Here is a 23,316-nt window from a genome sequence, read left to right as displayed (position 1 = left end):
GACACAAAAAAGTCCACCTTCGCTAACAAAGCGGCGGTGGACTTTTTTTATATTTATTTTTATTGGGATAAACGAAGTGCCAGCTCGTACATATCAGTGTCAAATGGTTTCTTCGTATTGACAACAAGATCAATATCAGTCGTTACGAGCTCGCCTTTAACAACGCCGCAGCCTTTGCCTGAATCGCCAGCCATTAGCTGTCTAACGGCAAAGTCACCAAGACGGCTTGCTAGAATACGATCGATTGCCGTCGGCGTACCGCCGCGTTGAATATGTCCAAGTACAGTTACACGCGGCTCAATTCCGCTATTAGCTGTAATCTGTCTTGCTACCTCTTCACCTTTGCCCGCACCTTCTGCTACAACAATAATTGAATGACGCTTGCCTTTGGCAAAATTCGTCTTCATACGCTCTGCAACCTCAGTCAGTTCAAAAGGAACCTCTGGTACAAGAATCGTCTCCGCACCGCTTGCTAGACCAGCATGCAAAGCGATATCGCCGCAATGACGTCCCATAACTTCAACGACGGATGAACGCTCATGCGATGACATCGTGTCGCGAATTTTGTTAATCGCATCTACTACGATGCTAACCGCGGTATCAAAGCCGATTGTAATATCCGTAAACGGAATATCGTTATCAATCGTTCCTGGAAGTCCCATCGTTTTAATGCCCAGCTTGCTTAGCTTATTAGCGCCATGATACGAGCCGTCGCCGCCAATAACGACCAAACCGTCGATACCTCTAGCACGAAGCACTTCGGCACCGCGCTGTTGGCCTTCAGGTGTCATAAACTCCTTGCATCTAGCTGTTTGCAAAATTGTACCGCCGCGTTGAATAATATCGCCAACGCTTCTCAAATCCATTTGTCTAAGGTCGTCATTGATAAGCCCTTGGTAACCCCTTTGAACACCATATACATCTAAACCGTGATATAGTGCACTCCTTACAACAGCACGAACGGCTGCGTTCATTCCTTGCGAATCTCCTCCGCTTGTCAATACTGCGATTGATTTGACTGCAGACATGGTCATTCCTCCACATTTTTTATTTATAGTTAAGCCTGTTGTTTCCGAATCCAGATGCTGTTAATAAGGAAAAACAGACGCGTAAGCGGGCTGTTCTTCATTAGCCTCCTAGAAACATTTCTGACATCCGCCTGGTGGCGAACCTTCGGGTCTGACAAATATAAGGCTAAGAGCCCTTCAATAATCAAACGATGAAAACGAGAAGCAGGAAGCTGCTTCACATCCTCACGCGCTCGGTTCACAATCGTACCGAGACGCTCAACAAGCAGACTGTCATTATCATAATAATTGCAAAAATTAAGGTCTCCGCCTACTTGATCCTCTTCTTGATCGATTAAATAATCGAGCAGGATATGAAGTCCGCAAACATGCGGAAAATAAATATTTTTGATCGCTGCAGCGTCCTGCGTGGATAAGCATGGCTCGCTTGCGGCTAGAAACAACATAAACATGCCCAGCGTCGAACCTGATGCCGCAGCAAATTCATTCCATTTCAGGTTTGGATAGTTCCCTCGATGCTGCTCCCACCATGCAAACAAATGCTCCTCACGCAATTCCTTGCGTATATGCTTGTACACCTGCAAATCGCCATATAAAGTGACTAGCTCGATCACATGCTGCTGAACACTTCCATAGGAAGGCAATTGCGCGACATGGATCTGACAAGTTCGTACCAGGTGATGCAAATAACCCCCATCATCTTTTTCATCGCGAAATGCATAATAATCCTGAAGCTGAGCTTCGGGATTGACGGCATCGAGCATCGATTGATGCAATAATCGAAAATCATTCGGATCAAGAGAAGTGCTGCGATCACATAGATTATCCAAATAGTCGCTAATGGTCTGCAGCGCAACAATTAACGGTATGAGCACATGTCTGTGCTCTAAGTTCGCCGCTGCATATACTCCGCCGCCTTGGCAATGAAACTTCTTGCTATCCATACTGCTAAGAGCTTGTGTTCGCAGCTCAGCATCTGGTATTCGCAGTGCAAATACGCGATGTTGCTTGAGCTCTCGCGCCACTTCGGGAAGTACATATTTATATACGCGATGCATGAGCTTTAGTGGGCTCTGGGGCACTCGATGGCCTGTCAAAGTCGTCAATCTCATGATGCACCTCTCCTCAAAATCGTTCATGAATGCCAGCGCGGCTCTAATTGCTGCTCTAGGCGATACCAAATATGAAGGTCGTTTATCCTACTTGCATAATCGGCAATTTCATAGTTTAGTATACAGGATTGCTCAAAGCTATCTTCTTCAAACAGCTTTGCCTGCTTTTCATTGATGAACGCTTCAAACTCTTTCACGCGATCGGGGATCGTCCCACGAATGAGTTCCCACTGCTCTACGATCGCAAGCTGCACAGCTGCTGCATACTGCTCCCATTCCATTTCCAGCACGGGAATACGGATCCGAAGCCGTTCATTCCAGTCAAAACGATAAGCACCCATTGTAAACCTCCGCCTCTAAATGTATCATCTCAGCTCATAATAATCCAGCTTCAAATCTCATTGGTTCGATAACTAATCCATGTTATACTGAGAACCATATTGTTTTTGTAAAGAGATGGAGTGAGCTTTAAAAGATGGACACATCTGAGATTGCGCCAGCAGAGCGCTCTTCGACTGCACGCAAGGAAACACTTTCACTACGAATTTACAGCTTCTCTTCTTATTCTACCGCTGCGATGGTTGTTTCCTTTATCCCGTTATACTTTTTGGATAGAGGTTTCTCTGAGCAGCAAATTGGAATTATTTACTCAACAGGACCGTTCATATCAATCTTTGCGAATATCCTTCTTGGGATAGCCAGCGACAAATTCAGAACGATAAAAAAACTGCTTATGATTCTGTTATTTGGACAGCTTGTCATGATTTCATTGCTTTTCCCTATTGAAAACTTTGCTCTTGTTTGCCTAGTTATGATGGGCTTTTATTTTTTTCAGACACCTATTAATCCATTAAGTGACAGTCTGCTTTTATTATCAAGTCAATACACCGGAACGCCATACGCTTTAATACGCATATTCGGCTCGCTTGGCTTTGCAGTAACGGCTTATACGTTCGGACTTATTCTAAAAGAAATTGGCTCACAGTGGACGCTTCCGCTAGCACTTTGTACCATAGCCATCACCCTCGCCTTAACGACGAGAATTAGAGACTATCAAGGAAGCGCTCGGAAAATCGATTTTTCTGGATTCTTTAAGCTTATTCGCCAGCGCGATGTCCTATTGTTCTTTTTAATTATTTTGACCATTTCGATCCCGCACCGTATGTACGAAGGATTTCTTGCCGTCACCATGCGCCAAATGGGAGCAAGCGATTCTTTGGTTGGACTTGCATGGCTCGTGTCCGCGATGAGCGAGATTCCGATCTTGTTTCTACTCGGCAAATACGGCCATAAATTTAAGGAGCTGCCGCTGCTTATGATCGCATCCATCATGTATGCTGTCAGACTATGGCTGCTTAGCGATATTCAAGATCCACGCTGGGTAATTGCTACCCAAGCCATGCACAGCGTTTCGTTCGGCATTTATTTTTCAACTGCGCTGCGTTATTTGTCCCACCTGATTCCCGACGAGTTCCGCGCATCCGGCCAAGCCGTTTATGCCGTTGTCTGGACTGGACTTGCCGGTGTGATCAGCGGTATGTTTGGCGGTTATATTTATGAGCATTTCGGACGCGAGACCTTCTTCCGTATGGGAGCTGCCTTAGCACTGGTTGCAGCGGCTGCCTTCCTAACAAGATATTTTTTCAGTCGTACGAACCGATAACGATCTCTATTTCTACCAAGCAATATGACTTCCGCGTCACAAATGAAATCATTTCTTATAGTTAAACAAAGGCTGCTCCAGAAGGCGTATCACCTACGCTTGGAGCAGCCCTTTTTTATTGCTTAAGCAGATACTATTCTACAATTTCAAAATTGGAGTATACATCCTGCACATCGTCGTTATCTTCAAAAGCATCCATCATCTTAAGCAGCTTCTCCGCATTTTCGCCATCGACTTTAACAATCGTTTGCGGAAGCCAGCGCACGCCAGCATTTACGAAGGAGTAGCCTTCCTTCTCAAGCGCATTTTTCACCTGCTCGAACTCATGCGGATGTGTCAAAATCTCAAAGCTGTCGTCATTGACAATAACGTCCTCAGCTCCGGCTTCAAGCGAAACCATCATCATCGTATCCTCATCTGTCTCATGGGCTTCACGATCGACAACAAGCAATCCTTTATGGTCGAACATATAACCTACACAGCCGCTCTCACCCATATTGCCGCCACGTTTATTAAACGCAGAACGAACGTCAGCTGCCGTACGATTCCGATTATCCGTCAAGCATTTAACCATAATAGCTACGCCGCCTGGGCCATAACCCTCATACATAATATCATCGTACTCGACGCCATCGCCTGCACCAGCTGCTTTCTTGATCGCACGCTCGATATTATCGTTTGGCATTTGCTCCGCTCTTGCGTTGGCAATCGCTGTTTTCAAACCAAAGTTCGAATCTGGGTTTGGTCCGCCTCTGCGGGCTTGTACATAAATTTCACGTCCAAGCTTGACGAACTTGTTATTTTTAGCCTGATCGGCCTTTCCTTTACGGTCTTTGAACAATTTAAATTTCATTATGCTCGCTCCCCTGACAAAGTTTCCAAGCAACAGTTTATCATTGCAAATAGGTCTTGGTCAATGAAAGCAAGCGCAAACGGCGGTTATTTCACGTTATCTATTGATCTGATTATGGCTTAGAAATTCGTATCCTAATGATGGTTTAATAGCCCAGCTTCAAAATATATAAAAAATGCTTTGATTATTTATAAAAGGCTGACAATAAAATTTAAAAATACTAATAATGGTAATATGTTCATATTAAAAAAGGGCTCCCCGCTTCCAGGGAGCCCTCTCCATTCGCACATTTTCCTATAGTTTAATGACGTTGGCCGCTTGAGCACCGCGGTTACCTTCAGTAATGTCGAATTCAACCGCTTGCCCTTCATCTAAAGATTTGAAGCCATCGCTTTGAATCGCTGAGAAATGCACGAATACGTCTTCTCCGCCCTCTGTTTGGATAAAGCCGTAGCCTTTCTCTGCATTAAACCATTTAACTGTTCCTTTCAATTGAACAACCTCCTAAATATGACCGCCGTTTTATTTGAACGTGCGAGTAAAATTATTATAGCTATCCCATTTCAAAAAAGCAATTAAAGTAAAATTTTCAAATATTGACTAGATCCAGGGATAAACGGAAGGTTGGATTCTCCAAGCTCTGTGCGCCCTCCGTTAGCAGCTATCATCGCAATCAGGTTATCTAGTTCCGAATAAGGTTCCCAGTTAAGCGATATAAGCGGATAAATTCGAATTTGACCGCCTGGCTTACAAATACGCATCAGTTCCAGAACAGCCTGCGAATGAAATTCATGACCAAATTGATTCGCATACAAAAACATAAAATGGCTGCACAAAATGAGTGAAAAGCGATTCTCCTTGAAGGGCAGCTCTGGAAGCTTGCCATCTATATAGATTTGTTTATTCTCGTTTCTTAATACATCGGCTTTAAATCGTTCAATGGATGCTTCGCGTCCAGCTCGATGATTCTCAACCGACCCGTAATAGCTCCAGTCAAAATGCACCTGAATTTTTGCAATCTTCGCCGTTGATGTTTCGATTTCCTCAGCTGCCTCAGAGATCCATTGCTCAATTCCTGCCCCGTAGCGCGGATCAACAGCAGTTGCTGAAAAACCTCTCTCATTTACTTCTGCAGTAAATGACGAACCCCCGGCTGCAACATCAAGAATTTCCCCTTTAGCAAGATCCTCCTGCTGTAAATCAAACATCCTTAAATACTCTTCGTAGCTTCTGCAAGTCATAGCGACTCCCATTTGCTCATAGCCCTGTTTACTCATTCTTGCACTCTCCTCTGCTCGTCTCATCTCAACTTTTCTCGTTACAGCTATAGCTTCTTCTTGCAGCGTCGTATTGATTACCGCCGCCATAATGGCTATGATGATAAGAATACCATAATTAACTACTATAAGGGTGGAATTTACGCATGTTTAAGAAACACGAAATTTACAAGACCGACAAATACAATATGTTGACGGTTGAAGTTCAAGGCAAAACACTTATTGTTCGGGAAATTTCTGATCAATGGGGCGAGGACACACATACTTTTATTAGCCGCCCTGAGATGCTTCACTGGGCACAGAATCGGTTTCGCGCAGCCGACTTTGTTGGACGCGAAGATGAACTAGCATCCATTATGAGTGCGCTAAAGGAAGTATAAGCAGTCTATTTCTAACCAATCAGCAGGATATTTCACACAGCGCGGCGAACATATCGTTACGCATTTGTGCATAGGTAAAATTAGAATGCTGCCTTTTGAGGCCAGCTTACAATCAGGAGGACTTACCTTCAAATGGATGCTACCGCTTCAGTTATTTTCATTATTGCAGCCTTCGCGCTAGGAGCCATCGTTATCATGAAACGAGATACCTTGCCTCCTGGCATACGCAGAGGTCTTGCACTTGTATCCATTGGATTTATTGCATTTGCGTTTTTTCTGATCGTATATGCTTTTTTCACAATGGGTACAGCTTAGCCGGCAGGCAGCTGAATATTCGTTATCCCGTACGGACATAGTAGAAACAAACTGTGTCCTGAGGTGATAACTGGATGAAATGGCTTCCCCTGCTGCTTGTTTTAAGCCTCGTGCCAGGTGCTACCGCTACAAATGAGACCGCGGCACATGCAGAGCATGCTTTACCAACCTTATCCATACCAAGGAGGAATTCGATGAATCACGTACCTAAACGTTCAGAATCGGCACCTGAGACCCGCTGGAAGCTAGAGGATATTTTTGCAAGCCAAGCGGCATGGGACAAGGAATATGCAGAAGCAAAAGGATTAATCAAAAAAATATCCGAATACCAAGGCAAATTAGCCGACGTCGCGCAGCTTAAAGCTTGCTTCGAGCTTGAAGACGAATTGTCACTGCATGTTGAACGGCTTTATGTATATGCAAATATGAAGCATCATGAGGATACGGCTGAACCTACTTATCAGGCTCTATCCGAGAAATCCAAAAAACTAAGTGTGGAATCCGGCGAAGCATTATCATTCATCACACCTGAAGTTCTCAGTCTATCCGATGAGCAGCTGGAGCAATTGATAACGAACGAATCCGTTGCCAAATTCCGCCATACGCTCGAAGAAATGCGTCGCCAGAAAGCTCATATTTTATCCAAAGACGAGGAAGCGCTGCTTGCACAAGTAGGCAATATGAGCTCCGCTCCCGGCACAATCTTCAGCATGCTGAACAATGCAGACCTCAAATTCCCAAAAGTGAAAAACGAAAAAGGCGAATTGGTTGAGCTGACACACGGCAGTTACATACAGTTCCTTGAGAGCAAAAACCAAGACGTACGCCGCGAGGCATTTAAAGCAGTGTACGAAACATACGGCAAGTTAAAAAATACACTTGCTACAACATTGACGGCTAACGTTACAAAAAACAGCTTTTATGCAAAAGCTCGCAAATATGACTCCGTGCTGGATATGTCCCTTTATGGTGACAACATTCCGCAGGAAGTATATACAAACCTCATCAACACCATTCATAAGCACCTGCCGTTGATGCATCGTTATATGGAGCTTCGCAAAAAGCTGCTCGGTTTGGATGAGCTGCATATGTACGACTTGTTCGCACCGCTCGTTGACGAATTCAAAATGGACATTACGTATGAGGAAGCCAAAAAAACAGTAAAAGAAAGCTTGAAGCCACTGGGCGAAGATTATTTGAAGGTGCTGCAAGAGGGCTTCGACAATGGCTGGATTGATGTGTACGAGAATGAAGGCAAACGCAGCGGTGCTTATAGCTGGGGCGCTTTCGGCACGCATCCGTATGTATTGCTCAATCATAATGACAACTTGAACAGCATGTTCACATTGACGCACGAAATGGGTCATGCTCTGCATTCCCATTATTCGGATACAAATCAGAACTACCGCGACGCACAATATACGATTTTCCTTGCTGAGGTTGCTTCAACATTAAACGAAGCTTTGTTGATGGATTATCTCCTTAACAAATCAACTGATCCAAAAGAAAAAATGTATTTGCTCACTTATTATGCGGATCAGTTCCGCACAACCGTATTCCGTCAAACGATGTTTGCAGAGTTCGAGAAAATCATCCATGAGCGCACGGAGCAAGGCGATTCGTTAACGCCGCAAGACCTTAGCAAAATCTATTATGATCTTAACGTTCAGTACTACGGCTCAGGCATGGTCGTAGATAAAGACATTGAAATGGAATGGGCTCGTATCCCCCATTTCTATAACAGCTTCTATGTGTACAAATACGCAACGGGCTTCTCAGCTGCAACCAGCTTCTCCAAGCAAATTTTGGAGGAAGGCGAGCCTGCGGTTGAGCGTTATCTTGGCTTCCTCAAAAGCGGCGGCAAAGACTTCTCGATTAATATCTTGAAAAAAGCCGGCGTGGATATGTCTTCACCTGAGCCAATTGAGCAAGCAATGAGCGTCTTTGAAGAGCTTATTGGTCAAATGGAGCAATTGACGAAATAACCGAAATACGCAAAGAGACCGTCAAGCCTGCTTGACGGTCTTTTTGCTGTTTATTTTTGAGGAGCTGGATTGATTATTTCATTTCCTTCGTATTAACATAAGCCAAATGTTCCCTACCCCAGCCGCACATGCTGTCCAGCACCGAGGTCAGTGTTCTCCCGTGTTCAGAAATGCTGTACTCCACCTTCGGAGGCACTTCTTGATAGATAACACGGGTAATGAGCTCATCCTCTTCGAGCTCTCGAAGCTGCTTCGCCAGCGTGCCTTGCGAGACTTCAGGAATAAGCCGTCTTAGTTCACCAAATCGTTTGGTCCCGTCAATTAATAAAATAAACAATATAAGCGGCTTCCATTTCCCGCCAATCATATGAAGGGTGGTAAGTACACCTTTTAGCCTCGGTTCCTTCAAATCCGTAATCATCGTATCACCTCCACTATCATCATATCGCATGTTATTTGCATGTGCACGTTTGTTCCAGTCATTATATTTTTTTATGATTAGTACGATTTTTCGTACTAAGTACGAACAAAGTGCGTACTTGGCAGTCTTGTTTTTGTCATGAATAATAAACATTAGAAGTGATTTGACTGCAAAAGGAGAATATGATCATGTCTAATTTTTCATTAAAAAATAAACGGATCGTCATTATCGGAGGAAGCTCAGGAATTGGCTTAGCGACTGCAAAACAAGCAATAGAGCAAGGGGCTCAAGTTGTCATTGCCGGCCGGTCCAAAGAAAGGTTGGATGCTGCACGGCAGTACTTAGGTCATGAGCATGTTGAAGCCTATGCATTAGATAACAAGAATGAACTGGCGCTTCAGTCTTTTTTCGAGCAGATCGGTCATTTCGACCATTTATTTACACCGGGTGCCTCCTACGTTCGAGGTCCAATTACATCAAGTGCTGAGGTTGCACACAGCTGCTTTAATTCAAAATTTTGGCCGCAGTACAATGCGGTGAAATACGCTGCTCCATTTATTAACTCGAATGGCTCAATCGTGCTCATGTCCGGTGCTTTTGGCCAACGGCCGCTTGAGGGCGGCGCTTCCTATGCTGCCTGCAACGGGGCTATCGAAAGTCTTGGCAAAGCGCTGGCGGTTGAACTTGCTCCCATACGTGTCAACGTTATATCTCCCGGCACCATCCATACGAATTTCAACTGGGAAGGTGCAGAACAGGAAGTCAGAGACCAGTCTTATGATGCCTATGCAAAAATCAATCTGTTAGGCAAAATCGGTCAAGCAGACGATGCAGCCCATACTACGATTTATTTAATGACTAATGCGTATACAACTGGAAGCACCCTTTTCCCTGATGGCGGATATATTTTGCGTTAAGCAGGTATTTTGTAGAGCTCGGATAACACCAAAAGATTCCTTAGCAATGGCAAGGAATCTTTTGGTTCTGAAATCTATTCGTATGACTTTGGGCGAACCACTGATGTGGATGTGTATTCCTCTTTCAAACATAGTTTTGCAATATAGAATAGTTGTCCCATATGTTCAGAATAATGGGCAGCACATTGATGCAGCATATCCAAGTTCGTTCTTTCCCGGTTCCTCACTGTTTGGGTTTGTCCCAACGCTTCATCCGAAATCGTCTGAATCGTATCGATGACCAGCTGCAGCCTATCCTGAATGATCGTTTGCAAGGCTGCCTTCTTTACATATTCAGCTTTGAACTCATCGTCACGGCTTCTCTTAATATCTACACGTAAAATACCTTTTACGATTCTCTCTTCAATATTGCCATCTATGTGATTGATCAACATCGATATGCTGTGACTTGATGGATCAGGCTGCCAATTCAACTGGTCATCATCAAGCTGTTCGATCGCCTTCAGCATTCTTTTTCTGATTTCTTCAAATTTATTGGTTAACCACTCTCGATTAAAACTATCGTTCATAAGAGTCCCTCCTTGTGTATTGGAAGTCTTTTCATTTACATATTTATGTAAATTTTAACGAGATAGATATAGGATAACAATAACATAGATTACCTTTTTTTGTGGTTATTGATAGGGTTGATCATCGTGTAGATTGAAAAAAAGACTGATCAGGAGAATTTCTTCATCCTGATCAGTCTTTTCACAATAACTACTCGCATCGGTCACAGAAAAACTTGACCGATCCCCCATGCTAGCACGCCTGCGAATAACGACGACATAAGGTTCACTCTGTCGTTGTTCAGCCAGGCGAAGCCGCGCACTTGCTCCGCCGCACTGCCGCAATGCGCGGCGCGCTCGATCTCGCTGCCGCATACCCGGCAGCGATACATGGCCTGGCCGGTTGCGCCGAGCAAAGAGTCGGCGAACGCCCCGGCCAGGCCAGCGGCGGCTGCGGCGGCGATATATACCGCCGCCGAGCCGCCAAGCGTACCCGCAGCAGCCTCTGCTGGCTGCGGGGCCGCAAGCAGCAGCGCGGCAACGGCGCCGATGAACACGGCGCCTGCGAGCGCTGCTGCGCTGCCGAGCGGCGTGACACCGCCGCTCGTTCCAGGCGTGACCGGCTTGCCGCTCGTCACCGATCGCGGCGCCGTCTTACTTAAGGCCCCGATCTCCGTGGCCCATGTATCCGCGTTTACAGCAGCCATCACGCCTATGTAAGCGAACAGCCACCCCTCATCAGGCCAGATTGCATGAGCGGCGCATAATAGGAGTCCTACGCCGCCATTTGCCCATACTTGCCCTGCATCACGGCGGCCAGTCTTCGCATATTTGGCTTCGGCAGCTTCCTTCGCTCTATGTTTTCTCTTCCACTTCGACCATACACTTGATGAAACAAAAAAACCGATCAATAACCCAAACCAGACCGGTTCACCTAGTGTTACGAAGCCGGTTCCCATTATGATCGCCGAGCACGCGCCTGAAGCGGACAATGATTTCACATGATAGGCTGCTGCTGCAATAAAGCAACTGCCCACTAAGCCGATAATCATTCGCAACCACCATTCATCTATCCATCCTACCATCTAGCGAGCAACCTCCTGCTTATACACAACCCATACATGCTTGCTATCTTATTCCTTGCACTCTATTTATTATTTTTAATCATTTTTTTCTATTTACTACTTCTAATTCCATGCTTTCAGCCCGCAGCTCATGCCAGCGTTCCGGGTAATTTGTACATATTAATAATTCCGGATCAAGTGCAGCAATTTTACGGATCGCACGTTTCTCATTGATCGTCCAGGCCATAATTTGAATGCCTGCATTTTTCAATAGTTCGACTCGTTCCTTGTTTAGCTTGGAATAGCTGATCGACAAAAAATCTGCTCCAAGCTCTTTTAGCTCTTTAGGCAGCGAATTCCGCCAGCCGTCAATAATAATACCGGTACGAATTTGGCTGCATAGGCGCTTCATTCGGTATAATGTACCTTCATGAAAGGACGTGATGACTACTTCACTTTCCGCTTGATATGCCTGTATACATTCAAGCACCTTCTGCTCGATCAACGGATAACGGATGCCGTCCGTCTTCAGCTCGATGTTAAGCTTGCAGTGTCCGACTGATTCTTTAAGCACCTGAGCAAGGGTCGGAATATGCTCGCCTTGATACTTTTGTGAAAACCAATTGCCCGCATCCAGTGCTGCAAGCTCGTCAGCCGTCTTTTTTTTCACATCGCCTTTTCCATCTGTCGTTCTACGCAGCGTGTAATCATGAATAACCATCGGTACATGATCCTTTGAAAGATGAACATCAATTTCAATCCATTCAATTAGTGGATCAGCGAGCGCCAACCGTATAGCTGCCATCGTATTTTCCGGCGCGCGGCTAGACCAGCCTCGGTGCGCTACGCACGGATTTTTCATTAAACGATCATCCTCTCACTCGGCTCATTGTTCAGGTGCAATGCGTCCATCCTCATTCAGCTTTACGCCAAAGGAGACCGATGTTAGCCGATCGAGTAACGCTTTTGCTTTTTCTCCCTCTAATGGAGTAGGCTGCGCATTAACTGTAAACATCGGATGAAACGTCATCTCACAATCCCCGTTTTTAGTGCATAAAGCGTCAAGAACACCGGTCTCGCCCGCTGTCTCCTTGGGATATGAGCTAAAAATAAAGTTTCCTAAACTGTATGCAATCCATTTGCCTTTATACATTTCGAAGCCTTGCAGCACATGCGGGTGGCTTCCGATCACCAGATCTGCTCCCGCATCGATATATTGTTTGCCAAAATCCTTTTGATACGGCTCGGGCTGATCCACTCGTTCCTTGCCCCAGTGCACCATCACGACAACGATATCTGCTTCTTTCTTTGCTTTCGCAATCGCTTCCGTCGCACGCCGAGTATCATAGGTTTCAGCTAATCCTGCTGTATTTTTATCCGCTTTCCATGAAGAAAACGGAACCACTTTACTCAGTCCGATGTAAGCTACCTTAATGCCCCGAACCTCTTTGATAACAGGAGTAAAAGCCTCGGTATCATTATTGCCCGCCCCCATATGCGATAGGCCTGCTTCATCCAAATATTTCATCGTGTCGAGCATACCCTCAACGCCTTGGTCAAGCGCATGGTTATTGGCTAAGCTCAAAACATCAAAGCCTGCATTGCGTATCGATGGAAGAACATCAGGCGAACCTTTAAACACATAAGGCGTTCCTGTTACCGGAGTACCACGCTTCGTTACTGGAAATTCCAAATTGCCAGCCGTCAGATCCGGCTCGCTTAAGTACAGCATGGCAGGTTGATAGAGATACTCATAGCCTTCACGGGCAGTGATGGCGCTCACATAATCAGCAACGAGTAAATCCCCTACAAAGGAAAGGCTGACTCTCTCTTCCTCGCTGCCGGCTCCGTTAGGATCCGTTATAGCAGAAGTATCTTCCTCTTCATTCGGTAGATTGGATTCTGTGTCATTTCCAGACAAATCGACGTCTTCTGTTAAATCCAGCTCGTTTTCTGACCCTTTATCACCTGTGTTAACCGTTTGATTTTGTCCTTTATTCCAATCACCTGCGAAGCTTGACAAACCTTTTAGCTTATCTGAATTTTCAGCCGCAAGCCAGGCACCTAATACGATTATAATGATGCCTAGCAGCGACAAATTAACGAAAATGAGTCTTCGAAGCCTCTTTTTACGTTTAGACCTATCCTGCTGATGCGTTTCAGAACGTGATATGTGCATGGAAGATGGCTCCTCTTTAATAGAATCAAAGTCTATGAATAGCTAGACTCTTCCATTATAGCAATGATCCACCTTCGCGGGGAGAACTATTATTACGAGCTTACTTTAATAGTTCTTGAGCAGCTTCCTTGCCCTGTCTTATGCAGTCCGGAAGACCTACTCCATCGAACGCTGCACCTGTAATCCAAACTCCTGGCAGCTCCTTTTCGAAGCGTTCTCGCAGCTGTTTCATATTCTCAACATGACCCACCGGATATTGCGGCATGGAGCGCGGCAACCTCGTAATTTCAACAAACAAAGGCTCTGCTTTTATGCCCATTGTTTCTTCAATATCTCGCCGCACAGCCTTAATAAGCTCAGCATCCGGAAGCCTAACGCTTTCTTCATCACCCGACCGTCCGACATAGCAGCGTAGCAGCACCTTGTCATTCGGACTCGAATGCAGCCATTTATTTGATGTCCATGTGCAAGCAGTAATTTGCAATCCTTCTGAGCGAGGCACTACAAATCCCGATCCGTCAAAATCGAGCCCAAACGTCGCTTTATCAAATGCCAGTACGACGTTCGCTACCGATACATAATTAATAGCGCGCAGCTCATTAACTTCTGTCAAAGGCGCAAGCAGCTCTGCCGCGTTATATGCAGGTGCCGTCATCACGATTTGATCCGCCCACAGCGTCTCGCCGCTATCAAGGACAACCTCATAACGAGCTCCCTCTGACGCATTCGAAACAGCTTGATCGCTGCTTAATGCTAGATCCGCACATCGTTTAATTTCCACAACCTTTGTACTGAGTCGTCGCTGCACTTTGCTCAAAGCTTTATCTAGTGCGTTAACTAGCGAAGACAAACCACCCTTGAACGTCAAAAAAGTTCCACCCTTTGCGACGGCTGGAAGCGCTCCTGCAGCAGCACTCACTTTACGGTTATGCTGCATGCCGCGAATCAGGCTGCCATGCTTGCGCTCTGACGCGGCAAACTGCGGAAACGTAGCTTGCAGACTTAGCTTTTTCAAATCACCTGCATAAATACCTGCAAGCAGCGGCTCCGCGATGCGCCGCATCACTTGATTGCCCACTCGCCGTTCCAAAAAACCGCCAAGCGACTCATCGCTTTGCTCCTTGCGAACAGGCAGCACCAAATCCATCAGCGCCCGCAGCTTGCCGCCCCATGACAATAAGCCTGTTTTCACGAACGGCCCAATTTCAGTCGGAACCCCAAGCACGAGTCCCGCTGGCATCGGAAACAGCTTTCTTTGATGCAAAATATATGTTTTTTTCGCTCCTGGATTCGTTGTCGTAAGCTCGTCCGCTATGCCAAGCTCCTCCGCCAAATCAATGATGGCAAGCTTGCGCGCCAAAAAAGAATCCGGCCCTTTCTCAATGACGAACCCGTCACGCTGCAGCGTATTAATTTTTCCGCCTAAGGCAGGAGCCCCATCTACGATGGTTATCTCCAGCTCCCTGCCTTGCCGCTCCGCTTCCCGCTGCAAATAAAAAGCGGAGCTCAGTCCGCTGATCCCTCCGCCAATAATGACAATTCGATCAGGTTTTCCGATTCTCCGCATCTCATTCATTCCTTCCCTTGGCTGTCCAAAGCCTCGATGACCGATTCTGCCAATGTTTCCATATATAAAGGATCACGATTCAGCATCGCAATTCTATCCAAAGTCATATTCAGCTCTTTCGCAGCAGCTTGGGCTTCAATATCAAGATCGTACAGCACTTCCAAATGATCTGATACGAAACCAACGGGTGCAACAAGTACCACTTTTACGCCCTCTTCTGCGAGCACTGGCAATGTTTCCAAAATATCAGGGCCTAGCCAAGGATCTCTTGTCCGTCCTGCGCTTTGCCAAGTAAACTGCCAATCCTTCACATTAGCTGCCTTCGCAACCGCTGCAGAAGTTTCAAGCAGCTGCTGCTCATAAGGATCACCAAGCTCACGAATTTTTTCAGGCAAGCTATGCGCGCTAAAAAGCACCTTCACACGCTCTTCACCATCTGTAGCAGCATCCAAGCGTTCTAATCCAGCTACAACGCGATCCGTAAGCGCCTCAAGCAATTTTGGATGCATATGGTATTGCTTTACGAAAGTCATCGCGATACCTAGCTCTTTCGCCTTTTCTTCCGCACGCTTAATATAACTGCCCACACTCATCGTTGAAAAATGTGGCGCAAGTACGATTCCTACCGCTTGTGTGATGCCGTCCTTCGCCATTTGCTCAACACCGTCTTCAATATACGGTTTTGCGTGCTTCAAGCCCTGGTAGCATGTGAATTTGTTAGGAGCCAGCTGCTCTAGTTTGTCCTGCAAGCCGGCAACCTGACCGTTCGTATTTTCACGCAGTGGGAAAACCCCGCCAACAATCGCTTCATAACGACCCTTAAGCTCAGCAAGCAGCTCAGGCGTTGGTGCATTGCCGCGGCGAATATGCGTGTAATACGTTTCAACATCATCCATCGATTCCGGCGTTCCGTAGGACATTACAAGTACGCCTATTTGTTTCGCTTTATGCTCAGACATGACTAGTCTCCTTATGGCTGCGTGCAGCGATTGCCTTTTTAGAATACGATTGTACGAATGCAGTTAACTGAGCCAGCTTCTCAAGTGATGCTTCAGGGAACAAACCATGACCAAGGTTGAAAATAAATCCTGGCTCCTCTATTCCGCTATCAATGATCTCTTTCGCATACGACTCAATCACGCTAATTGGCGCAGTCAGAATTGTAGGATCTAGATTGCCTTGCACGGCAAAGCCATGATCCAGTCTCCGACGGCCTTCTGCAATCGAAACCCGCCAGTCGAGACCGATGACATCTGTTTTGACATTTAATAGTTCCGGAAGCAGCTCTCCTGAGCTTACGCCTGGGAAGTAAATTTTCGGCTGCGGCAAGTCTGACAATTCTGCAAAAATACGTTCAATCGTCGGCAAGACGAATTTCCGGAAATCCGCTGGCGTCAAAGCGCCTACCCAGCTGTCGAACAATTGAAAGGCTTTACCGCCTGCCGCGATATGCGCGCGCAAATAAGTGATGACCATGTCGCCAAGCTTACGCATCAATTCATGCCATAGCTCCGGCTCGCTGTACATCATTTCTTTCGTACGCAAATAGTTTTTGGATGGTCTTCCTTCAATTAAATAGCTGGCAATGGTGAATGGCGCACCAGCGAACGTAATTAACGGCACTTCCAGCTCACGGTCTAGTATCCGAATCGTCTCGATGACATGGCCTAGATCGCCTTCCACATCAATCGGCTTCAAGCGCTCAACATCAGCAGCCGAACGAATCGGGTTCGCAATTACGGGCCCAATATTAGCTACGATATCAAAATCAATTCCGATAGATGCTACTGGATTCATAATATCAGAATACAAAATAGCTGCATCGACGCCCAGCTTACGAACCGGCATCATCGTTACTTCAGCCGCAAGCTCCGGCTGTTTGCATATTTCAAGCAAAGAATACTTCTCTTTTATTTTGCGATACTCAGGATCATATCGTCCCGCTTGTCGCATGTACCATACAGGTAATTGATCTACTTGTTCCTTCCGGCAAGCCCGTATGAAACGGTCGTTATAAGACATTCCCGTTCCCCATTTCTATGTATTTTCCTATGCTTCCATTATGCCCTTTTTCCGCAAACCTAACAACCGCCGACACTCCACTTCCTATGACAATAGTATGACAATCAGCAGCAGGTTGCATGAAGGATGTATGAATGTTCAAATAAAAAAAGCACAAGAGACTTGGAAATCAACACCAAATCGCACTCGCGCTTTTATTTATTCGTGATTAGCAGCAGCATTATTCAGCTGCTTTTGGCAAAATCGGATTTTCAAGCATAAACGCATACGAGGGATCAAAAAAGGCTGTAATTGAAATTTCCGCAGAAATGGATCCGCTAATCGCCATTGAATATCGGATGTTATCAACGATGACCAAACGTGGCAGCTTCTGAACCTCAACAAGCCAGCTCCGTATCTGTTCATAACTGCCTTGTATGACTAGCTGCGTCTTCAACTCTTTTACACTTGGGTACATCGGTTCTTTAGTTCCAATTAAAGTGTTCAGTTGGTTCGTTTCCGATACACTAAATGAAACACTGCTCAGCTTTGTTTGTGTGCTCAGTCCGATCTCCTTCAAACTGACGATCATTTGCTCCGTATTGTCCCATAGCGGCAAAGTCGCTTGAATCTCTTGCTCGGGCAATTTCCCTTTTTCCTTTTTGTTGCTAAGTGCTTTGGTAAGCAGCTCGGTCGTTTTTTGTAGCTGAACAACCTGATCTTTTTTGTCCCCAAGCTTCTTATAAGCCGGTTGAAGCATCGTCACATAGCTTACTAGCAAAATGAGAAACATCAGCATGATCGCGAGGATGATGAGCGAATGGTTTTTGTTGTTATCCATTAGCAGCAACTCCTCCTTCTTCTGTCGTTCCCGTAGTTTCTTGTGTTTCGCTTTCCAGCTGACCCTTCCATTTCATCTCGAAGCGGGCAATTTGCTGAGTTTCCGTACCTGTAAAGCCTTGAAGCAGCGCTCCGCCTGAAAAAGGCAGCGTTCTTAAAACATTTAAATAATCAGCAACATCCTTCATATCAACAAATTTCACGATAAGCGCTATGGAGCCCGGCTTGCTGTACTCCATCGTTTGAATAGCAGCGAGCGATGGCAAATGGTCTTGCAATTGATCAAGGACAACGACGGCATCTTGTCTATGCTCTCGAATGCTCTTAATAACTGACTCTGGATCAACATCGAGCTGACTTTGCTTGTTTAGATTAGCGAGCTCTTGTTCTAATAGAGCATTGCTTTGCGTCAGAGCGTCAGCTGCTTTCGTTTGCTTTTGCAAACTTGAGCTAGCCCCTGTATACAACGACACGATGACGATCAGGCATGCAAACCAAAGGATACCTGCAACGACAAGCTGAGCAGAAAATTGCTTCTTGTTAATGATTCTCTCTGGCAGGAGATTTATAGCCTTATCCTTGTTTTCTCTAATCGCAAGTCCAAAAGCCATGCGGTATTCGTCCGCTTCATTACCTTTCATCTGAGGTGATGAGGAAGCAAAGCTTTGGCTTTCCACCAGCATGTCCGGCTGCAGCAATCTGAACTCACTAACGAGCTGCTCTTTTCCTATTACATTGCCTGTTACAAGCGTATGGGTTATTTTCGATTGGCCCTCGTGAATACTATATTGATAAAAGTTTAATAGTCTCGAAATTTCCGCATTGATGCTAGCTATTAATTCCGGAGCAAGTCCCGTCTCTTTGATCGCTAGCTGCTCATATTCATTCATGACTCGCATAAATACGGGCTGGCTATTATGGAACATATAAATTTCAATATTTGAATCATCCAAATTAATAAGCATCGTGCTCTCTAGCTTTGTATCATTTTTCTCTTTAATAGCCCGTGCTAGAGCAGTAGAAGCTAATTCAGCATACTTTACCTTTAAACCTGCACCCTCTAATAGTGCCACGCACTGTTGAATCCATTTGAGCGGCGACACATAAACGAGCACTTCACTTCTATCATTTGCTGAAGATATGATCACATAGTCGTATACTGGTTTTTCAAAAGGCAAATGAAGGGCAGTTTCGATTTCAAGCTCGATCAGCTGCTTTAATTCCTTTGCATTTGACGATTCAATAATAAGCTTACGAATAATCACTTGGGAAGTCGGTATCGACACAGTAACAAATGCCCCTGTTAACTTTTCAGCTTTTACCCAGTGCTTAAGCTGATTACGAAGCTCCTCCACCGCTATAAATTGATCCTCTACAATTAAACCTGCTGCAAAAGACAAAAAGCCGCTTTTTTCGATTTCCCAGCCCTTTTTCTTTTTCGCTTTCACATATCGAACACCTGTATGATCGATTGTCAAACCTATTCGGTTCAATCCCGTAATCATTAATCATCACATCCTGCTACTCAAATATCGATAAGTAAAACGAAATCCAATCCTCGCCATAAGCAAAGGCTAATAATGCGCCAAACACAAGAAAAGGGCCAAAAGGTATAGGCTGTTTTCTCTGCACGATACGCAGCAGCAAGAGAGCCCCACCTACGAGAGTTCCTGCTAAACAAGCAATCATGAAAGCTGGAATTAAATTTTTAAATCCAATAATCCAGCCGAGCAGCATAATCAGCTTCACATCGCCCATTCCCATCCCGCCGCGAGTCACAATTACGACCAGCAGCAGAACACCCCCGCCAAGTAGAGCTCCCCACACATGAATCCAAATGGAGTCCAGCGGATAAATAAGACGAAGGATGATAAACAGCGGCGCAAAAGCAAGTAAAATTCGGTTCGGAATAAGCATATATTTCAAATCAGAAACGGTGATGATTACTCCCATACTGACGAGCAATAAACCAATTACCATTTCCCACGAAATTCCAAAAGTTAGATATATCCATAAAAACAAAAGACCTGTCGTTAATTCTCCAAGCGGATAAACAACAGATATCGGAACACTGCATTGTCTGCATTTCGCTCTGGCAAACAGCCAGCTTAATACCGGAATAAGATCTCTAGCTTTCAAGCGGTTCCCGCAATTCGGACACTGCGAAGGCGGATTCACAATCGATTGTTTCATTGGGACTCGTAGTCCTACTACATTAAAGAAAGAGCCAAAGATGAGGCCGAGGATGAATAGGTAGATGGAGATAAATAGATTCATAGTTTAAGTTCACTTTCTCAAGAAATTTCTATTAATAGAAATTAAGGGAGAATAGCTTTAATTAAAATTATCGCTATACCCCCAAAACTTCACACTAATGTTTATCTACTGCTTTAACACGTTTGTACCATCATAGAATTTATCAGCAGGTGTTGATGTAGCCTCACTAACTACTGTAGTTGGAAGTGTAGCTGCTGAAGTTGCTAATGTTACCGAAGTTAAAACACCTGATGTAAATGTTACTGTACCACCTAATATTTCTGCTTTATTACTTGGCAAGTAAATTTTCTTTTCCAAGTAATTACCTGTCTGTAAATCAGCAATTGATACAGTCTTCATTTCCCCGGCATTAACGGCAACATTGTATAATCGAGCAGCATCATAAACTTGACGAGCAGTGGCCAAATCCGACTTTGCTTTTGTATTGCTAATAATATTACCAATCAAAGGAACCGCGATTACCGCGATAACAGCCAAAATAACGATTACCGCCAATAGCTCGATTAGCGTAAAACCTTTCTCTTCCTTCTTAAAACGTTTCAATAACATTTGCATTTGTAATTCCTCCTGAAAATAGTTTATTTATGAATAGCAGCAGATAGATGAGCGGACTCATCGCATCCTGTGCTTACCCAACAGTAGAATATAAGCTAAACATCGGCAGCATGATCGCCATAACGATCAAACCAACAACGCCAGCCAGAAATACGATTAATAACGGCTCGATTAATGACTTGAGACGGTCAACTGTGTTGTCGACGTCCATTTCATAGAAATCAGCTACTTTCGAGAGCATCTGATCGAGCGCCCCCGTTTCCTCACCGACCGCTATCATTTGTGTAACGAGCGGCGGGAACACCCAAGATTTTTTGAGCGGATCGGATAACGGACTACCTTGTCTTAGCGAATCTCCTGATTTGCGGATTACTTCTCCGATCACCTTATTGCCAACTACTTGCTCTACGATAGCCAGAGACTGCAATACCGGCACGGAACTCGCATACAGGGAAGAAAGTGTCCTAGTCATTTGAGCGATGGCGCCCTTCTGGAGCAGTTTGCCGAAAATCGGAATCTTCAGCTTCGCATAATCAATAAAGTAACTTCCTCGTTCCGAGCGTATCGCAAATTGATAGGCAGTAAGGACAGCCACCAGAGCCAGCACCCATATATACCACTGATTAGATATACTATCGCTTAATGACAATACGACTTTCGTAATCATCGGCAATTCTGCGTCAAATGAAGCGAACATCGTGACGAATTGCGGCACTACACCTTGAAGCAAGTAGACGACCGCCGCGAGTGACATTATGCCAACTACAATCGGATAGGTCATGGCCGATTTGATCTTTTCCTTCGTCGTATGTGCTTTTTCGAAAAATACAGCAAGACGATCCAGCGTACCCTCTAAATCTCCCGTTTCCTCGCCTGCGCGAACCATGCTGATGAACATCGGCGGAAAAATCCGCTTGTGCTCCTGTGCTGCTTGTGAGAACGAAACCCCTCTTAGCAAGGACGAGTTCACATCAACTAAAGCCTTTTTCAGTGGTTTGCTCTCCGTCTGCTCAGATAAAATGGCTGTCGATTCGACGAGTGTAACACCTGCACGAATGAGCGTTGCAAACTGTCTGCAAAAAATAATGAAATGAATCCCTTTTACTGGATTCCCAATATATAGTTCGGTCGATAAGACCGTATATCGAACCTCTTGAACCGACAACACCTTTAAGCCTCGTTTACGGAGCTCCTCCACTGCAGAAGCTTTATCCATGCTCGAGAGCTTGCCTTTAATCAGTCGTCCGGTGTTTGCCTTGACTTGATAGTTATATTGCGGCATTAGAGTCCTCCTTCCACCAAATAAGATTTGGCTGACAGCGGATCAATCATACCCTTTTGCAGCAATTCCTTAATCGACATATCGAGAGTATGCATCCCTAACGCTCGACTTGTCTGCATCACGCTTCTAATTTGATGAACCTTCTCTGTACGAATTAAGTTTGCTACAGCCGGAGTATTGACTAGAATTTCTGTCGCAGCAATTCTGCCTTGACCGTTTATTCGAGGAAACAAACGTTGAGATATGATTGTCACTAGAACCGCAGCTAGCTGTGCTCTAATTTGCGCCTGCTGATGTCCTGGAAAAGCATCGATAATTCGATCAATCGTCTGAGGCGCATCCGTAGTATGTAATGTAGCGAGCACGAGGTGGCCTGTCTCTGCAGCCGTTACGGCAGCAGCAATCGTCTCCAAATCTCGCATTTCCCCTACCAAAATGACATCTGGATCTTGCCTGAGCGCAGCACGCAAGCCATTGGAGAAACTTCTTGTGTCACTGCCTACCTCTCGCTGATCAATGATCGACCCTTCGCTCTTATGTACGTACTCAATCGGATCTTCCAGCGTAATAATATGTTTCTTCTGCGTTCGATTGATATAACCTAAAAATGCAGCCAGCGTTGACGATTTCCCACTCCCTGTCGGGCCCGTCACAAGAATTAACCCTTGTGGTTTATTGGCAAGAGGCGCAATCATCTGAGGAAGCTGGAGCAGCTCCAATGTAGGAATTTGCGTCGGTATTAATCTTGCCGCAATACTTACATTGCCCTGCTGCCGATAAATATTAATCCGGTAACGGGAATAGCCCGTCATGCTATAGGAGAAATCAATCTCACCGTGATCTTGAAAATATTGCAATTGTTGCTCATTAAGCATCGAACCCGCCATTTCCATAGCTTCCTCTGAAACAACTGGCTCGTCCTCACTTGCTTTTAAACCGCCGTTAACCCGAAATGTTGGGGCAGAGCCAACCGAGATGTGAAGATCGGACGCTTTCTGCTCATGGGCTTGCCTAAGCAGATCCATTATTTTCTCTTTTGCAGACATGTTACC

At 45.3% G+C, this 23,316-nt stretch carries 25 protein-coding genes; 5 read left to right on the top strand and 20 right to left on the bottom strand.

Annotated elements, in window-relative coordinates; all coding sequences use genetic code 11:
- Positions 1 to 59: 59 nt before the first annotated feature.
- From pfkA to AB4Z50_RS18320, 3 genes are read right to left on the bottom strand one after another with little or no spacing between them, the layout of a single operon-like run.
- Positions 60 to 1,028 carry a 6-phosphofructokinase gene (gene pfkA / locus AB4Z50_RS18330; protein WP_076266824.1) on the bottom strand — a complete coding sequence of 323 codons (969 nt, stop codon included), beginning with the start codon at positions 1,026 to 1,028 and terminating at the stop codon, positions 60 to 62.
- A gap of 29 nt (positions 1,029 to 1,057) precedes the next feature.
- On the bottom strand, positions 1,058 to 2,140 hold the full coding sequence (locus tag AB4Z50_RS18325; protein ID WP_441881022.1) for a tetraprenyl-beta-curcumene synthase family protein: 1,083 nt from the start codon (positions 2,138 to 2,140) through the stop codon (positions 1,058 to 1,060).
- 23 nt (positions 2,141 to 2,163) lie between these two features.
- Positions 2,164 to 2,481, bottom strand: a complete 318-nt coding sequence (locus AB4Z50_RS18320) for a hypothetical protein (protein ID WP_076266822.1) — start codon at positions 2,479 to 2,481, stop codon at positions 2,164 to 2,166.
- A gap of 134 nt (positions 2,482 to 2,615) precedes the next feature.
- On the opposite strand from AB4Z50_RS18320, the gene AB4Z50_RS18315 reads away from it, so the two are divergent.
- Complete coding sequence (locus AB4Z50_RS18315) at positions 2,616 to 3,803, top strand: MFS transporter (protein WP_083681702.1); 1,188 nt, start codon at positions 2,616 to 2,618, stop codon at positions 3,801 to 3,803.
- Between the two features lie 133 nt (positions 3,804 to 3,936).
- Here AB4Z50_RS18315 and AB4Z50_RS18310 read toward each other — a convergent pair whose 3' ends face one another.
- From AB4Z50_RS18310 to AB4Z50_RS18300, 3 genes are all read right to left on the bottom strand, one after another.
- Positions 3,937 to 4,656: a YebC/PmpR family DNA-binding transcriptional regulator gene (locus AB4Z50_RS18310; protein WP_441881021.1), complete on the bottom strand. Its 720-nt coding sequence runs from the start codon at positions 4,654 to 4,656 to the stop codon at positions 3,937 to 3,939.
- Between the two features lie 294 nt (positions 4,657 to 4,950).
- Entirely contained in the window at positions 4,951 to 5,148 is a 198-nt protein-coding gene (locus AB4Z50_RS18305; protein WP_054024152.1) for a cold shock domain-containing protein, read from the bottom strand.
- Positions 5,149 to 5,231: 83 nt separating this feature from the next.
- Entirely contained in the window at positions 5,232 to 6,023 is a 792-nt protein-coding gene (locus tag AB4Z50_RS18300) for a class I SAM-dependent methyltransferase (protein ID WP_441881020.1), read from the bottom strand.
- A gap of 56 nt (positions 6,024 to 6,079) precedes the next feature.
- Between AB4Z50_RS18300 and AB4Z50_RS18295 the strand changes: the two genes are divergently transcribed.
- The 3 genes from AB4Z50_RS18295 to pepF all read left to right on the top strand — a co-directional run bounded on the left by AB4Z50_RS18295 (position 6,080) and on the right by pepF (position 8,613).
- Positions 6,080 to 6,313 carry a hypothetical protein gene (locus tag AB4Z50_RS18295; RefSeq protein WP_076266819.1) on the top strand — a complete coding sequence of 78 codons (234 nt, stop codon included), beginning with the start codon at positions 6,080 to 6,082 and terminating at the stop codon, positions 6,311 to 6,313.
- 132 nt (positions 6,314 to 6,445) lie between these two features.
- The gene (locus AB4Z50_RS18290; protein WP_076266818.1) at positions 6,446 to 6,628 is read left to right on the top strand and encodes a hypothetical protein; all 183 of its coding nucleotides are present in this window, start codon (positions 6,446 to 6,448) and stop codon (positions 6,626 to 6,628) included.
- 194 nt (positions 6,629 to 6,822) lie between these two features.
- Entirely contained in the window at positions 6,823 to 8,613 is a 1,791-nt protein-coding gene (gene pepF, locus AB4Z50_RS18285) for an oligoendopeptidase F (protein ID WP_076267058.1), read from the top strand.
- A gap of 73 nt (positions 8,614 to 8,686) precedes the next feature.
- Here the strand turns inward: pepF and AB4Z50_RS18280 are convergent, their stop codons facing one another.
- Positions 8,687 to 9,034 carry a winged helix-turn-helix transcriptional regulator gene (locus tag AB4Z50_RS18280; RefSeq protein ID WP_430058049.1) on the bottom strand — a complete coding sequence of 116 codons (348 nt, stop codon included), beginning with the start codon at positions 9,032 to 9,034 and terminating at the stop codon, positions 8,687 to 8,689.
- A 188-nt stretch (positions 9,035 to 9,222) separates the two neighbouring features.
- On the opposite strand from AB4Z50_RS18280, the gene AB4Z50_RS18275 reads away from it, so the two are divergent.
- Positions 9,223 to 9,951, top strand: coding sequence for an SDR family oxidoreductase (locus AB4Z50_RS18275; protein ID WP_441881019.1), 729 nt, complete (start codon positions 9,223 to 9,225; stop codon positions 9,949 to 9,951).
- A gap of 74 nt (positions 9,952 to 10,025) precedes the next feature.
- Here the strand turns inward: AB4Z50_RS18275 and AB4Z50_RS18270 are convergent, their stop codons facing one another.
- The 13 genes from AB4Z50_RS18270 to AB4Z50_RS18210 form a co-directional block, all read right to left on the bottom strand.
- Positions 10,026 to 10,520, bottom strand: coding sequence for a DinB family protein (locus AB4Z50_RS18270; protein WP_441881018.1), 495 nt, complete (start codon positions 10,518 to 10,520; stop codon positions 10,026 to 10,028).
- Positions 10,521 to 10,723: 203 nt separating this feature from the next.
- Positions 10,724 to 11,584: a DUF92 domain-containing protein gene (locus AB4Z50_RS18265; RefSeq protein ID WP_441881017.1), complete on the bottom strand. Its 861-nt coding sequence runs from the start codon at positions 11,582 to 11,584 to the stop codon at positions 10,724 to 10,726.
- Between the two features lie 79 nt (positions 11,585 to 11,663).
- Positions 11,664 to 12,425: a glycerophosphodiester phosphodiesterase gene (locus tag AB4Z50_RS18260; RefSeq protein ID WP_441881016.1), complete on the bottom strand. Its 762-nt coding sequence runs from the start codon at positions 12,423 to 12,425 to the stop codon at positions 11,664 to 11,666.
- A gap of 24 nt (positions 12,426 to 12,449) precedes the next feature.
- Positions 12,450 to 13,742 carry a CapA family protein gene (locus AB4Z50_RS18255; RefSeq protein ID WP_441881015.1) on the bottom strand — a complete coding sequence of 431 codons (1,293 nt, stop codon included), beginning with the start codon at positions 13,740 to 13,742 and terminating at the stop codon, positions 12,450 to 12,452.
- A 100-nt stretch (positions 13,743 to 13,842) separates the two neighbouring features.
- A complete protein-coding gene (gene hemG, locus AB4Z50_RS18250) occupies positions 13,843 to 15,309 on the bottom strand; it encodes a protoporphyrinogen oxidase (RefSeq protein ID WP_441881014.1) in 1,467 nt (488 codons plus the stop codon).
- Between the two features lie 5 nt (positions 15,310 to 15,314).
- Positions 15,315 to 16,268, bottom strand: a complete 954-nt coding sequence (gene hemH / locus AB4Z50_RS18245) for a ferrochelatase (RefSeq protein ID WP_441881013.1) — start codon at positions 16,266 to 16,268, stop codon at positions 15,315 to 15,317.
- On the bottom strand, positions 16,261 to 17,331 hold the full coding sequence (hemE, locus tag AB4Z50_RS18240) for a uroporphyrinogen decarboxylase (RefSeq protein ID WP_441881012.1): 1,071 nt from the start codon (positions 17,329 to 17,331) through the stop codon (positions 16,261 to 16,263). The genes hemH and hemE overlap by 8 nt, the downstream gene beginning before the upstream one ends.
- A 220-nt stretch (positions 17,332 to 17,551) precedes the next feature.
- Positions 17,552 to 18,151, bottom strand: coding sequence for a hypothetical protein (locus tag AB4Z50_RS18235; RefSeq protein WP_441881011.1), 600 nt, complete (start codon positions 18,149 to 18,151; stop codon positions 17,552 to 17,554).
- On the bottom strand, positions 18,144 to 19,655 hold the full coding sequence (gene pilM / locus AB4Z50_RS18230; RefSeq protein ID WP_441881010.1) for a pilus assembly protein PilM: 1,512 nt from the start codon (positions 19,653 to 19,655) through the stop codon (positions 18,144 to 18,146). The genes AB4Z50_RS18235 and pilM overlap by 8 nt, the downstream gene beginning before the upstream one ends.
- A 16-nt stretch (positions 19,656 to 19,671) precedes the next feature.
- Complete coding sequence (locus AB4Z50_RS18225; RefSeq protein WP_441881009.1) at positions 19,672 to 20,427, bottom strand: prepilin peptidase; 756 nt, start codon at positions 20,425 to 20,427, stop codon at positions 19,672 to 19,674.
- Positions 20,428 to 20,532: 105 nt separating this feature from the next.
- Positions 20,533 to 20,982 carry a type II secretion system protein gene (locus AB4Z50_RS18220; protein ID WP_441881008.1) on the bottom strand — a complete coding sequence of 150 codons (450 nt, stop codon included), beginning with the start codon at positions 20,980 to 20,982 and terminating at the stop codon, positions 20,533 to 20,535.
- 73 nt (positions 20,983 to 21,055) lie between these two features.
- A complete protein-coding gene (locus AB4Z50_RS18215) occupies positions 21,056 to 22,264 on the bottom strand; it encodes a type II secretion system F family protein (RefSeq protein WP_441881007.1) in 1,209 nt (402 codons plus the stop codon).
- Entirely contained in the window at positions 22,264 to 23,310 is a 1,047-nt protein-coding gene (locus AB4Z50_RS18210; protein ID WP_441881006.1) for a type IV pilus twitching motility protein PilT, read from the bottom strand. Before AB4Z50_RS18210 ends, AB4Z50_RS18215 begins: the two co-directional genes overlap by 1 nt.
- Between the last annotated feature and the right edge of the window lie 6 nt (positions 23,311 to 23,316).

The organism is Paenibacillus sp. 2TAB26 (assembly GCF_052115145.1).
GTDB lineage: Bacteria > Bacillota > Bacilli > Paenibacillales > Paenibacillaceae > Pristimantibacillus.
This window is presented reverse-complemented; position numbering and strand designations above follow the sequence as displayed.

Coding starts and splice junctions, on each gene's coding strand:
- AB4Z50_RS18320 (WP_076266822.1), bottom strand. CDS start 2,481: ATGGGTGCTTATCGTTTTGACTGGAATGAACGGCTTCGGATCCGTATT.
- pepF (WP_076267058.1), top strand. CDS start 6,823: ATGAATCACGTACCTAAACGTTCAGAATCGGCACCTGAGACCCGCTGG.
- AB4Z50_RS18235 (WP_441881011.1), bottom strand. CDS start 18,151: ATGGATAACAACAAAAACCATTCGCTCATCATCCTCGCGATCATGCTG.
- hemH (WP_441881013.1), bottom strand. CDS start 16,268: ATGTCTGAGCATAAAGCGAAACAAATAGGCGTACTTGTAATGTCCTAC.
- AB4Z50_RS18210 (WP_441881006.1), bottom strand. CDS start 23,310: ATGTCTGCAAAAGAGAAAATAATGGATCTGCTTAGGCAAGCCCATGAG.
- AB4Z50_RS18280 (WP_430058049.1), bottom strand. CDS start 9,034: ATGATTACGGATTTGAAGGAACCGAGGCTAAAAGGTGTACTTACCACC.
- hemE (WP_441881012.1), bottom strand. CDS start 17,331: ATGTCTTATAACGACCGTTTCATACGGGCTTGCCGGAAGGAACAAGTA.
- AB4Z50_RS18300 (WP_441881020.1), bottom strand. CDS start 6,023: ATGGCGGCGGTAATCAATACGACGCTGCAAGAAGAAGCTATAGCTGTA.
- AB4Z50_RS18255 (WP_441881015.1), bottom strand. CDS start 13,742: ATGCACATATCACGTTCTGAAACGCATCAGCAGGATAGGTCTAAACGT.
- AB4Z50_RS18315 (WP_083681702.1), top strand. CDS start 2,616: ATGGACACATCTGAGATTGCGCCAGCAGAGCGCTCTTCGACTGCACGC.
- pfkA (WP_076266824.1), bottom strand. CDS start 1,028: ATGTCTGCAGTCAAATCAATCGCAGTATTGACAAGCGGAGGAGATTCG.
- AB4Z50_RS18325 (WP_441881022.1), bottom strand. CDS start 2,140: ATGAGATTGACGACTTTGACAGGCCATCGAGTGCCCCAGAGCCCACTA.
- hemG (WP_441881014.1), bottom strand. CDS start 15,309: ATGCGGAGAATCGGAAAACCTGATCGAATTGTCATTATTGGCGGAGGG.
- AB4Z50_RS18275 (WP_441881019.1), top strand. CDS start 9,223: ATGTCTAATTTTTCATTAAAAAATAAACGGATCGTCATTATCGGAGGA.
- AB4Z50_RS18260 (WP_441881016.1), bottom strand. CDS start 12,425: ATGAAAAATCCGTGCGTAGCGCACCGAGGCTGGTCTAGCCGCGCGCCG.
- AB4Z50_RS18220 (WP_441881008.1), bottom strand. CDS start 20,982: ATGCAAATGTTATTGAAACGTTTTAAGAAGGAAGAGAAAGGTTTTACG.
- AB4Z50_RS18270 (WP_441881018.1), bottom strand. CDS start 10,520: ATGAACGATAGTTTTAATCGAGAGTGGTTAACCAATAAATTTGAAGAA.
- pilM (WP_441881010.1), bottom strand. CDS start 19,655: ATGATTACGGGATTGAACCGAATAGGTTTGACAATCGATCATACAGGT.
- AB4Z50_RS18225 (WP_441881009.1), bottom strand. CDS start 20,427: ATGAATCTATTTATCTCCATCTACCTATTCATCCTCGGCCTCATCTTT.
- AB4Z50_RS18290 (WP_076266818.1), top strand. CDS start 6,446: ATGGATGCTACCGCTTCAGTTATTTTCATTATTGCAGCCTTCGCGCTA.
- AB4Z50_RS18215 (WP_441881007.1), bottom strand. CDS start 22,264: ATGCCGCAATATAACTATCAAGTCAAGGCAAACACCGGACGACTGATT.
- AB4Z50_RS18310 (WP_441881021.1), bottom strand. CDS start 4,656: ATGAAATTTAAATTGTTCAAAGACCGTAAAGGAAAGGCCGATCAGGCT.
- AB4Z50_RS18295 (WP_076266819.1), top strand. CDS start 6,080: ATGTTTAAGAAACACGAAATTTACAAGACCGACAAATACAATATGTTG.
- AB4Z50_RS18265 (WP_441881017.1), bottom strand. CDS start 11,584: ATGGTAGGATGGATAGATGAATGGTGGTTGCGAATGATTATCGGCTTA.